This window comes from Janthinobacterium sp. LM6, from assembly GCF_002002885.1.
Classification (GTDB): domain Bacteria; phylum Pseudomonadota; class Gammaproteobacteria; order Burkholderiales; family Burkholderiaceae_D; genus Janthinobacterium; species Janthinobacterium kumbetense.
The window spans coordinates 1375265-1387599 of record NZ_CP019510.1 but is presented as its reverse complement, the minus strand read 5'-3'; the positions used below and the strand labels follow the sequence as shown (position 1 = coordinate 1387599).

Sequence of the window (12335 nt, the reverse complement as noted above, 5' to 3'; positions counted from 1 at the left end):
TGCATCTTACCGGATGCGAGCGGCATGGTCGCCGCCTCGTCAAGCGGCCAGGAAGTCGAGCAGGGTCAGGGCCACGATCTTGCTGGCCTTGCGCAAGTCGTCAAGCGCCAGGCGTTCGTCGGCCTTCTTCGCGTTCGATTCAGGCACCGTGCGCGGGCCGGCGCCATACAGCACGGCAGGGATGCCCCGTTCGCCATACAGGCGCGCATCCGCATACAGGGGCGTGCCGACGGCCGGAATCGTCTCGCCGAGGATGGCATGCGCATTCTTTTGCAAGCTGCCAACCAGTTGCTCGGAACCGGGCAAGGGCCGCAGCGCGTGCGACAGCAGCAGGCGGCGGATCTCGAGGCGGATGCCGGGCTCGCCGCGCACGGCATCTTCGATCAGAGCCCGCACCTGCGCTTCCACCGCCACCGGGTCTTCTTCCGGGATCATGCGGCGGTCCATCTTCATGACCACCTTGCCCGGCACCACATTGGTATTCGTGCCGCCATCGATGCGCCCCACCAGCATGGTGGGCGAATCGATGCCCGCCACCTCGGATTTGACCTTTTTCAGCTCCGGCAACTGGCCGTAGATAGCATTGAGGATCTTGTTGGCCGCCTGCAGCGCGTCGTGTCCCGTCTCCGGCATGGAGCCGTGGCCCGACTTGCCGTGCACGGTGATTTCCAGCTGCAGGCAGGCGTTATGGGCCGTGACGATGCCATAGCTGAAACCGGCGGCGATGACAAAATCGGGCTTCGTCAGCTGCTGTTCCAGCAGCCAGCCGGGCCCCAGCAAGCCGCCGAATTCCTCGTCGTACGTAAAATGCAGCTCGAGCTGGCCCTTCAAGGGAATGCCCAGCGCCTCGAGCGCGCGCGCGGCAAACACATAGGTGGCGAAATCGCCCTTCGAGACGGCCGTCGCGCGGCCGTAGATATAGCCGCCGTCGATCTGGCCGCCGTATGGCGGATACGTCCAGTTGTCGCCGGGCGGCACCACGTCGCCATGCGCATTCAGGGCCACCGTCGGCCCGCCTGCCGCATACGGCCGGCGCACGATCAGGTTGGTGATGCTCTGCATGCCGTACGCTTCCACCTGCTCCGCTGGCACCGCATGCTTTTCCGCCTGCCAGCCATACGCCTGCAGCAGCTGCGCCACCAGCTCCGCATGCGGCGCGTTATTGCCGGGCGGGGTATCCGTCGGCTGCTGCACCACCTTCTGCAAAAAGGCGACTTCCTCGTCGAAATGGCTGTCGATCCAGGCCGTAATCTGTTCTGCGTGCGTTGTCATTTTTCTCCTTGCATGGTCTGTTGCAGCCAGGCGCCCAGTTCACTGCGCTCGGCCTCCGTCATATTGGTCAGGTTCCCGATCGGCATGGCCTTCAGTTCGATGGCCTGCTTGTAGATTTGCGCCGCGTGCTGGCGGATTTCGACTTCATTATCCAGCATCATGCCGGCCGGCGCCGTGGCGAAACCCGCTTGCGTGGGCCGGGCCGAATGGCAGGTGGCGCAGCGCTGGGCGATGATGGCATGCACGGCCTTGAACTGCGCGGCCGGGTCCACCGCCGGCGCGGCCGCCATGGTCACGGGCGCTTTCGGCGCGATGGCCACAGCCACTGCCACCAGCAAGGCCACGCCGATGGCCGGGTAGCGCCACTCGACACGGCCCTTGTGGCGCAGGTTGAAGAAGTGGCGAATGAAAACGCCGGCCGCCATGATCAGCGCCAGCACCAGCCAGGCATGATCGTTCCGATAGGTCATCGCATAGTGGTTGCTGATCATGATGAACAGCACGGGCAAGGTAAAGTAATTGTTATGCACGCTGCGCTGCTTGGCCTTCTGGCCGTGTTTGGGATCGGGCAGCTTGCCGGCGGCCATGGCTTCGACCATCTTGCGCTGGCCGGGAATGATCAGCATCAGTACATTGGCCACCATGATGGTGCCGATCATGGCGCCCACGTGGATGTAGGCGGCGCGCCCGCTGAGCCAATGCGTGAGCACGTATGCGGCGCCGACGATCAGCGCGAACACCGTCACGCCGAACCACAGCTCATATTGCGCCAGCTTCGAGCGACACAGCAGATCGTATACGGTCCAGCCGATGACGAGGGTGGCGATGCCGATGCCGACGGCCTGGCCGCTGCTGATGTCCGCCACGGCCTTGTCGATCATCATGGCCTGGGCATTGAAATAGTAGGCAATGGTCAGCAGGGCAAAGCCGGACAGCCAGGTGGAATACGCTTCCCACTTGAACCAGTGCAGTTCCTTCGGCAATTCGGCGGGTGCCACCAGGTATTTTTGCGGGTTGTAAAAGCCGCCGCCGTGCACGGCCCACAATTCTCCCGACACGCCCTTTTTCGCCAGCTCGGAGCCGGGAGCGGGCGGGCGGATCGAGTTGTCGAGCCAGACAAAATAGAAGGAAGCACCGATCCAGGCGATGCCCGTGATGACGTGCAGCCAGCGGACGATCAGGTTCAGCCACTCAAGGCCGTACGGAATCAGGTAGGCAAATACTTCCATAAATTTCCTCTAGTCAGACCGAACCAATATTCGTGCCAATCTACACAAGATAAACGGATTTACCGCCCATCACATGAAAAATATCGTATATTTGACATATTCAAATCGATATACAACAGAGCCGCCGCCACATGTCCAGCCTGCCGCAACACCTCGACCTGCACTTGATCCGCATCCTCTACCTGCTGCTGGTGGAAAAGAATGTCTCGCGCGTGGCGCTGAAACTCAATCAGCCGCAGCCTTCGATTTCCGCCTCCCTGCGCAAGCTGCGCGAACTGACGGGCGACCCGCTGCTCGTGCGCGGCGCGCGCGGCATGGTGCCGACCCAGCATGGCGAAAGCCTGCTCAATCCGGCCAAGCGCATCCTCGACCAGACGGAAAGCCTGTTCGTCAAGAAGACGCCGTTCGTGGCGCAGGAAGAAGCGCGCACCTTCCACATCGCCGCGCCCGACTACCTGGACAGCCAGTTCCTGCCCAATGTGGTGGCGCTGCTGCGCCGCGGTTCGCCGAAAAGCCGCGTCGTGCTGCACAGCCTGGGGCCAGGCATCGACCATATCCGCCAGCTCTCCGATGGGGGCCTGGACCTGGTGATCGCCAACTGGGACGAGCCGCCCGCGCATCTGCATATCTCGAAGCTGTTCGAAGACCCCATCATCTGCGCCATGCATGCGGAAAACGCCTATGCGCGGCGCACGGCCAGCGACGCCATGACCCTCGACGATTATCTGAGCCTGCCCCACGTGGCGCCGTCGCAGATGATGCCCGGCTATCACGGCGTGATCGACTCCTTCCTCGAACGGCAAAACCTGCAGCGCAACGTGGTGGTGGAGTCGGCATATTTCGGCCTGATTCCCTACATGCTGACGCAGACGGATCTGGTACTGACCACGGGCAGGCAATTCATGCGCTTCTATGAAAAGACGCTGCCGCTGAAAACGTATACCGTGCCTCTGAAATTCCCGCCCATGCGTTTTTACCAGCTGTGGCACCAGCGCGTGCACCAGGCGCCCGAACACAAATGGCTGCGCGACCAGGTCAGCGCGGCCGCCAAGGCGCTGGTGCAGCGATAGCCGCTATCAGCACACGCATATAATGGAGACAGGAACTGGGCGCTATCATCACCGCTTGCATGATCGGAAAACCATGACCACCCTTTCAGACCTGAACGCCGGCAGTCCGGCAAACTTTATCGCACGGCTGCACGGCATCTATGAACATTCGCCCTGGATCGCCCAGCGCGCGGTGCCCGCCCGGCCATTTCCCAGCCTGACGGCGCTCAAGACGGAGCTGCAGCGCGTGCTGGCGCAAGCTTCGCCCGAAGAGCAGCTGGGGCTGATACGCGCCCACCCGGAGCTGGCTGGCAAGGCCGCCATCGCAGGGCAATTGACGGCGGAATCGACGCACGAGCAGGCCAAGTCCGGCCTGAACCTGTGCAGCGCCGACGAATTCGCCACCCTGCAGCGCCTGAACGACGACTACAACGCCAAGTTCGGCTTTCCCTTCATCCTGGCCGTCAAGGGCCCGACGGGCGAAGGCCTCACGCGCCAGGATATCATCGCCACGTTTGCGCGGCGCCTGAAAAACCGGCGAGCCGATGAACTGGCCGAATCGCTGCGGCAGATCAAGCGCATCGCCGAGCTTCGCCTGAACGACCTGTTCGACGTGCGCCTGGACTTCGGCCCGGCCATCATGCAGCATGCCGAAACCCTGGCCGGCTGGAGCGACAGCGATTACAACCTGACCTGCGCCTACCTGACGCCGGCGCACCGCAAAACCGCCGCGCAGCTGGCCGACTGGATGCGCGAGGCGGGCATGCAGGTGCACATCGACGCCGTCGGCAATGTGGTCGGCCGCTACCCTTCCGACCTACCAGGCGCAAAGACGCTGATGACGGGGTCGCATTACGACACGGTGCGCAACGGCGGCAAGTACGATGGCCGTCTGGGTATCGTCCTGCCGATCGCCGTCGTGCGCCACCTGCACGAACAGGGCGAAAAGCTGCCATTTCACTTCGAGATTGTCGGCTTCGCTGAGGAAGAAGGCGTGCGCTTCAAGAGCACGTTTTTGGGCAGTACGGCCGTCACGGGCAAGTTCGACGTATCGCTGCTGGAGCAGCTCGATGCGGATGGCGTGAGCATGCGCGACGCGCTGGCCACCGCTGGCCACGAAGTAAGCGCCATCGGCGCCATCGCGCGTGACCCAGCCGACTTGCTCGGCTATGTGGAAGTGCATATCGAGCAGGGTCCCGTGCTGCTGGAACGCGACCTGCCGCTGGGGATCGTCACGGCGATTGCCGGCAGCTCGCGCTACCTGGTCAATCTTGGCGGCGTGGCCAGCCACGCGGGCACCACGCCCATGACCATGCGCAAGGATGCCGCCAGTGCGGCGGCCGAAATCATCCTGCTGGTGGAGCACCGCTGCAGCCAGGGCGAAGCGCTGGTGGGCACAGTGGGCCAGCTGCACGTACCCAACGGCTCCGTCAACGTGATCGCCGGCGCCTGCACCCTGTCGCTCGACATCCGCGCAGCCGTTGACGCCGTACGCCAGGCGGCCGTCGACGATATCTTGGATGGCATCGCCGCCATCTGCGCGCGGCGCCAGATCGACTATCAGCTGGAGCTGCTGCTGTCCGCGCGTGCGGCGCCGTGCGCGCCGTGGCTGATGGCGCAGCTGGCACAAGCCGTGGAATCGGTCGGCATCGCACCGTATGCGCTGCTGTCGGGCGCGGGCCACGACGCCATGGCCATGGCCGCCATCACCGACGTGGCCATGCTGTTTACCCGCTGCGGCAATGGTGGCATCAGCCACAATCCGCTGGAAACCATGACGGCCGACGACGCCGACATCGCAGCGCGCGCGCTGCTGGCGTTTTTGCGCAATTTCCAGCCCAAGCCCTAGGGTTACACCGCCACGGCCCGCTCCAGCATCGCGTGCAGCAGCACGTTGCAGCCAGCTTCCAGATGCTCGGGCTTGGCGTCTTCGATTTCATTGTGGCTGATGCCGTCCTTGCACGGCACGAAGATCATGCCGGCCGGCGCCAGCCTGGCCGCGTAGATGGCGTCGTGGCCGGCACCGGAGACCACGTCCATCACCGAGTAACCCAGCTTTTCAGTCGCGTTGCGCACGGCACCCACGCAGTCAGGGTGGAACGGGCATGGCGGGTAATAGGAAACCCGTTCAAGAGATATATCCAGTCCCGTACCGATGCGCGTCGCGTCGATGAAGGCCGTGATCTCGCCATGCATGGTGTTGAGCAGTTCATCATTCACGTTGCGCAGGTCGATGCTGAATTTGACTTCGCCGGGGATCACGTTGCGGCTGTTCGGGAACACCTGCACCATGCCCACCGTGCCGCGCCCGTACGGCGGGTAGCGGTTCGCAATGGCGACGACTTCCTGCATGATGGTAGTGGCCACCTGCAGCGCATCCTTGCGCAAGCCCATGGGCGTCGGTCCCGCATGCGCTTCCATGCCCGTCACCACGCAGTCGTACCACGACAGCCCCATTACGGCCGGCACCACGCCGATGACCTTGTCGGCGTCTTCCAGCACAGGGCCCTGCTCGATATGCGTTTCAAAATAGGCGCCGATGGGATGGTCGCCCGGCACCTGGTCGCCCTTGTATCCGATGCGCGCCAGCTCCTCGCCCACGGTTTTTCCTTCCGTATCCTTCGCCGCATACGCGGTTTCAAGCGAAAAGGCGCCGCAAAATACGCCCGACCCCATCATCACGGGCACGAAGCGCGAGCCTTCCTCGTTGGTCCAGAAGGCCACTTCGATGGGCGCCTGCGTCTTGATTTGCAAATCATTCAGGGTACGCACCACTTCCAGGCCGGCCAGTACGCCGTAATTGCCATCGAACTTGCCGCCCGTGGGCTGCGTGTCGATATGGCTGCCCGTCATCACGGGCGGCAAGGTATTGTCGGCGCCATCGCGGCGCATGAAGACATTGCCGATCTGGTCGATCGTGATGCTCATGCCCGCCTCCGTGCCCCAGCGCACCACCAGGTCGCGGCCTTCTTTGTCGAGGTCCGTCAGGGCCAGGCGCTTGACGCCGCCCTTCGCTGTCGCGCCGATGCGCGCCAGTTCCATCAGGGCCGCCCACAATCGTTCGCCATTGATACGCAATTCATCCATCGTCAACTCCTTATGCGGTGGTGGCGGAAAAGGCGGGCCGTTCGACATAGCGCCCGGCCCCTTCGACGGCCATCAACTCGCCCTGGTGGAAGACCACCTTGCCGGCGGCAATCGTGGTACTGGGGATGCCGCGCACGGTGCGTCCTTCGAAGACATTGAAGCCTCCCCTGGCGAACTGCGTGGCGGCGGAAATGGTGCGCGTGCCCTGCGGGTCCCACAACACGATGTCGGCATCGCTGCCAACGGCGATGACGCCCTTGCGCGGATACATATTGAAAATCTGCGCCGCATTGGTCGATGACACCTTGACGAACTCGGACGGCGTCAGCATGCCGGAATTGACGCCCGCATCCCACACGACGGCCATGCGTTCCTCGACGCCGCCGCAACCGTTCGGGATGCGCGTGAAGTCGTCCTTGCCGGCCGCCTTCTGCTCGGCGCAAAAGGTGCAATGGTCGGTGGCCGTCGTGTGCAGGTTGCCGCTTTGCAGGCCGTGCCACAGGGCTGCCTGATGGTGCTTGCCGCGGAACGGAGGACTCATGACGTGGCCCGCGACGAAATCGAAATCGTCGCCCTGGTAGACGCTGTCGTCGATCACCAGGTGGCCCGCCAGCGCTTCGCCATACACGCGCTGGCCGTTAGCGCGCGCCCGCGTGATGGCGTCCAGCGATTCGGCGCACGAGACGTGCACGATGTACACGGGGGTATTGAGGACATTGGCAATCGCGATGGCGCGGTTGGCCGCCTCCGCTTCCACGGCCGGCGGGCGAGACAGCGGGTGCGCCTGCGGCCCCGTGATGCCTTTTTTGAGCAAGGCTTGCTGCAATTGAAAAACCAGCTCGCCGTTTTCCGCATGCACGGTGGGCAGCGCCCCAAGCTCCAGCGAACGGGTAAAGCTTTTCACCAGGGTTTCATCGTCGGCCATGATGGCGTTTTTATAGGCCATGAAATGCTTGAAGCTGTTCACGCCATGCTCGCGCACCAGCACTCCCATCTCTGCATGTACTTGCTCGCTCCACCATGTGATCGCCACGTGGAAGGTGTAATCGCCGGCCGCCCTGGCCGACCACTCGCGCCATTGGTGATAGGCCTCGATCAGCGACTGCTTCGGTGCGGGGATGACGAAGTCCATGATGGTGGTGGTGCCGCCCGCCAGTCCCGCCGCCGTGCCCGTGAAAAAGTCGTCGGACGTCACCGTGCCCATGAAGGGCAAATTCATGTGCGTGTGCGTGTCGATCCCGCCCGGCATCACGTACAGACCGCCTGCATCGATCACCGTGGCGCCGGCGGGTGCCAAAAGGTTCTCGCCGACGGAGGCGATGGTGTCGCCCTCGATCAGCACATCGGCGCGAAACGCGCGGTCAGCGTTGACGACAGTACCGCCACGTATCAGTGTAGTCATCTTGTCTCCTCTGTGATTACGACTGCGGCGCCTGCTGCACGTGCGCCGCCACCTTGCCCTTCATCATGACGCCGTAGACGGCGGCGGCGATGGCCACGCCCACGAACCAGGCGTAGGTATAGACAGTCTTGAAGCCTTCGGCCACGTCGGGAAACGCCGAAGGAAAGGCCGCGTTCAAAAAACCGGGGATATTCGGCAGCACGGCAATGACAAAGGCGATCATGGCCGCCATATTCCAGCCGTTGCCATATGAGTACACGCCGTCGTCGCGGTACAGCTGTTTGACGTCGAGCTGCGTCTTGCGCACAAAATAATAGTCGACGATGAGGATGCCGGCGATGGGGCCCAGCAGGGCCGAGTAGCCGATCAGCCACGTGAAGATGTAGCCCTGCGTCGACTCGAGCACCTTCCACGGCATCATGACGATGGCGATGAAGGCCGTGATGTAGCCGCCCATCTTGTACGAAATCTGCTTCGGCGCCAGCGAGGAAAAGTCGTACGCCGGGCCCACAAGGTTGGCAGCCAAGTTGACGCTGACCGTGTCGATCAAGAGGATGATCAGGGCAATCAGCACGGCGGCGCCCGTCATGCGGCTGGCCAGGTCGACAGGGTCCCAGATGGCCTTGCCGTACATGACGACGGAACCCGCCGTGACGATCACGGCCAGCATGGCCAGCAAGCCCATGGGTACCGGCAAGCCGATCGACTGGCCGATCACCTGGTCGCGCTGCGTCTTGGCGAAGCGCGTGAAGTCAGGGATGTTCAATGCCAGGGTGGCCCAGAAACCCACCATGGCGGTGAGCGACGGCCAGAAGACGCTCCAGAACTGGCCCGCTTTTTTACCGCCGGGGATAAATTGCGACGGCTGGTCCAGCAGGCTGACCACGCCGCCCGCCTTGCTGTGCACCCAATACAGCAGCACGAAGCAGATGAGGATTTTCAGCGGCGCCGTGTAGGTTTCGAGCTTGCGGATCGACTCCATGCCGTGCAGGATGTAATAGAACTGGATGGCCCAGAAAGCCAGGAAGCACAGCAGCTGGCTGCCGTTGATGCCCAGGCCCGCGATCTTCTCGCCGCCCAGCTCATGGCCCACCAGCACGCCCATCAGGGTATAGATCATCTGCCCACCGAACCAGGTCTGAATGCCGTACCAGCCGCAGGCGACGATGGCGCGCATCAAGGCCGGCAAGCGCGCGCCCATGGTGCCGAACGAGGCGCGCGCCAGCACGGCATACGGGATACCGTACTTGGTGCCCGCATGGCCGATCAGCAGCATCGGCAGGAGCACGATGGCGTTGGCGAGAAATACCGTGAGCACGGCCTGGTAGCCGGACATGCCGCTGTCGATCAGACTGGCCGACAGGGTGTAGGCGGGAATGCACATCACCATGCCGACCCACAGCGCGGCAAAGTGATACCAGCGCCAGGTGCGCTGCGCCGCCGTGGTGGGCGCCAGGTCTTCATTCCAGAGTTGCGTATTGCCTGAATAGTCGTGGTTCACAGGTTTGCTCCATCGGTTGGGAGGTTGGGCGTTTTAAAAACGGCTGCGGCCTAGCTTACTGCAAAGTTGAGCAACTGTTTATAAAATATACGTACGCAAAAAACGTGCCCTATACCGATTCCGCCAATGCCCGGGGGTTGCGCGGATCCTGCGTCCAGTTCATGTACGGCTTGCCCGTAACCTGCGGCACCATCGTGATGCAGCCCTGCACCGGACAGGTGATTTCGCACAGGTTGCAGCCCACGCATTCCTCCTTGATCACCTCATATGTGCGCGTGCCGGCGGCGTCGATCAGTTGCGCGATCGACTGGTGCGAAGTGTCTTCGCAAGCCACGTAGCACTTGCCGCACTTGATGCAGTCGTCCTGATTGATCTGCGCGATCACCTGGTAATTCATGTCCAGGTATTTCCAGTCCGTCGTGTTGGCCACGGCCTTGCCGGAAAAATCGCTGATGCGTGCATAGCCCTTCTCGTCCATCCAGCGCGACAGGCCATCCTTCATCTCGTCGACGATGCGAAAACCATGCAGCATGGCGGCCGTGCACACCTGCACGCAGCCGGCGCCGAGGGCGAGGAATTCGGCCGCGTCGCGCCAGTTGCCGATGCCGCCGATGCCGGAAATGGGCAAGCCGCGCGTCTGCGGATCGCGGGCGATTTCCGCCACCATGTTCAGGGCGATGGGCTTCACGGCGGACCCGCAATAGCCGCCGTGCGTGCTGGCGCCGCCGACGATGGGCAAGGCCACCATGCGGTCCAAGTCCAGCGAGGTGATCGAGTTGATGGTGTTGATCAGCGAGACGGCGTCCGCGCCGCCCGCCTTGGCCGCGCGCGCCGGCATGCGCACGTCCGTGATGTTGGGCGTGAGCTTGACGATGACGGGCAGTCGGCTGTGTTTCTTGCACCAAGCGGTCACCATCTGCACATACTCGGGCACCTGGCCCACGGCCGCGCCCATGCCCCGCTCCGGCATGCCGTGCGGGCAGCCGAAATTGAGTTCGATACCGTCCGCCCCCGTCGCCTCGACCTTGGGCAGGATGTCGGCCCAGTAGTGCTCTTCGCAGGGCAGCATCAGGGAGACGATCATGGCGCGGTCCGGCCAATCCTTTTTCACCTGCGTGATTTCGCGCAGGTTGATCTCCAGCGAACGGTCGGTAATCAGTTCAATGTTATTAAAGCCGACCACTTCGCGGTTCTTGCCGTACAGGGCGGAATAACGCGACGAGACGTTGACGGCGGCAGGATCTTCACCGAGCGTCTTCCACACGACGCCGCCCCACCCCGCTTCGAAGGCGCGCACCACGTTATAGGCCTTGTCGGTCGGCGGTGCGGACGCCAGCCAGAAGGGATTCGGCGCCTTGATGCCGCAAAATTCGATGCTGAGATCAGCCATTATGCAGCCTCCACTTTATTCAACAAATCGGAATGGATGGCCAGTGCGGCCAGCTTGCCATGCTGGACGGCCTGCACCGTCAAGTCCTGCCCCGGCGCCACGCAATCGCCGCCCGCATAGATCCCCGGCAGCACCGTGCGAAAACCCGCATCGACGGCGATCTTGTCGCCTTCGCGCTGCAACAAGGATGCCATCGGGTCATGCAGCACCTGCGTATCGAGGCTCTGGCCGATGGCCTTGAAGATGGCGTCGGCCGCCACGTCGAAGGTTTCACCCGTCCCCGCCAGACGTGAACCCTGCATCTGCGTCTTCTCGAAGCGCATGCCCGCCACCTTGCCTGCCGCATCGAGCAGCACTTGCTGCGGCTGGGCCCACGTCAGCATGCGCACCTGGTTCGCCTTGGCAATCTCCTGTTCGTGGTGCGTGGCCGTCATGGCGTCGAAACCGCGCCGGTAGACGAGGGTGACTTCCTCGGCGCCCAAACGCTGGACTTGCACGGCCATGTCGATGGCCGTATTGCCGGCGCCAATGACGATGGCGCGTTTCGGCACAGGCAGCGCGGCCAGGTCGTCCGCCTGGCGCAGCGCGGCGATGTAATCGACGGCGGCCAGCAAGCCCGGTGCGTCCTCGCCCGTCAAGCCCAGTTTGCGGCTGGCGCCCAGGCCCAGGCCGAGGAAGACGGCGTCGTACTGCGCGTGCAGGTCGCGCAGCTGCACGTTTTCGCCCAGCGCCTGGCGACATCGGATGGCGATGCCTCCGATATCGAGCAGGAAGTCGATTTCCTTTTGCGCGAAGTCGTCCGTCAGCTTGTACTTGGCGATGCCGTATTCATTCAGGCCGCCCGCCTTGCCCTCTTTTTCAAAGATCACCACGTCGTGGCCCAGCATGGCCAGGCGGTGCGCGCACGACAGTCCCGCCGGGCCCGCGCCGACGATGGCGATGGTCTTGCCCGTGCTTGCCGCCCGCTCGAACGGGTGCGCCGTAAAATGCATGTGGTCGACGGCGTAGCGCTGCAAGAGACCGATCTTGACGGGCTGGCCTTCGGCGTCGTGGTTGCGCACGCAGACGTCTTCGCACAGGATTTCCGTCGGGCAGACGCGCGCGCAGCTGCCGCCCAGGATGTTCTGCTTCAGGATGCCGGCGGCGGCGCCGTTGATGTTCTTGTCGTGGATATTGCGGATGAAGCTGGCCACGTCGATTTCCGACGGACAGATGCGGCTGCACGGCGCGTCGTAGCAATACAGGCAGCGGGCGCTTTCGATGGCGGCCTGGCGCGCCGTCAGGGGCGGTGCCAGGTCCGTGAAATGGCCCGCCAATTCCTCGTTGGGCAGGGCGGGATGCGGTAAATAACTCAAGGACTCGATCATCGCGGTTTCCTTTTTTTGTGCGGCCGATGTTTGATTTA

9 protein-coding genes are annotated in these 12335 nt (G+C 63.2%); 2 read left to right on the top strand and 7 right to left on the bottom strand.

The window, feature by feature from the left end; all coding sequences use genetic code 11:
* Positions 1 to 39: 39 nt before the first annotated feature.
* Together BZG29_RS06165 and BZG29_RS06160 are read right to left on the bottom strand one after the other, a co-directional pair.
* Positions 40 to 1272: a M20/M25/M40 family metallo-hydrolase gene (locus BZG29_RS06165; RefSeq protein WP_077400099.1), complete on the bottom strand. Its 1233-nt coding sequence runs from the start codon at positions 1270 to 1272 to the stop codon at positions 40 to 42.
* Entirely contained in the window at positions 1269 to 2501 is a 1233-nt protein-coding gene (locus tag BZG29_RS06160) for a urate hydroxylase PuuD (protein ID WP_077400096.1), read from the bottom strand. Before BZG29_RS06160 ends, BZG29_RS06165 begins: the two co-directional genes overlap by 4 nt.
* A gap of 131 nt (positions 2502 to 2632) precedes the next feature.
* On the opposite strand from BZG29_RS06160, the gene BZG29_RS06155 reads away from it, so the two are divergent.
* Positions 2633 to 3571 carry a LysR family transcriptional regulator gene (locus BZG29_RS06155; RefSeq protein ID WP_034754583.1) on the top strand — a complete coding sequence of 313 codons (939 nt, stop codon included), beginning with the start codon at positions 2633 to 2635 and terminating at the stop codon, positions 3569 to 3571.
* A 73-nt stretch (positions 3572 to 3644) separates the two neighbouring features.
* Positions 3645 to 5399: an allantoate amidohydrolase gene (locus BZG29_RS06150; protein WP_077400092.1), complete on the top strand. Its 1755-nt coding sequence runs from the start codon at positions 3645 to 3647 to the stop codon at positions 5397 to 5399.
* Positions 5400 to 5401: 2 nt separating this feature from the next.
* Here the strand turns inward: BZG29_RS06150 and BZG29_RS06145 are convergent, their stop codons facing one another.
* From BZG29_RS06145 to BZG29_RS06125, 5 genes are all read right to left on the bottom strand, one after another.
* Positions 5402 to 6637, bottom strand: a complete 1236-nt coding sequence (locus BZG29_RS06145; RefSeq protein WP_077400089.1) for a Zn-dependent hydrolase — start codon at positions 6635 to 6637, stop codon at positions 5402 to 5404.
* Positions 6638 to 6647: 10 nt separating this feature from the next.
* On the bottom strand, positions 6648 to 8039 hold the full coding sequence (hydA, locus tag BZG29_RS06140; RefSeq protein ID WP_077400086.1) for a dihydropyrimidinase: 1392 nt from the start codon (positions 8037 to 8039) through the stop codon (positions 6648 to 6650).
* A 16-nt stretch (positions 8040 to 8055) separates the two neighbouring features.
* The gene (locus BZG29_RS06135) at positions 8056 to 9540 is read right to left on the bottom strand and encodes an NCS1 family nucleobase:cation symporter-1 (RefSeq protein ID WP_077400083.1); all 1485 of its coding nucleotides are present in this window, start codon (positions 9538 to 9540) and stop codon (positions 8056 to 8058) included.
* A gap of 109 nt (positions 9541 to 9649) precedes the next feature.
* The gene (gene preA / locus BZG29_RS06130; protein ID WP_077400080.1) at positions 9650 to 10930 is read right to left on the bottom strand and encodes an NAD-dependent dihydropyrimidine dehydrogenase subunit PreA; all 1281 of its coding nucleotides are present in this window, start codon (positions 10928 to 10930) and stop codon (positions 9650 to 9652) included.
* Entirely contained in the window at positions 10930 to 12297 is a 1368-nt protein-coding gene (locus BZG29_RS06125) for an NAD(P)-dependent oxidoreductase (protein ID WP_077400077.1), read from the bottom strand. The genes preA and BZG29_RS06125 overlap by 1 nt, the downstream gene beginning before the upstream one ends.
* Positions 12298 to 12335: the final 38 nt, after the last annotated feature.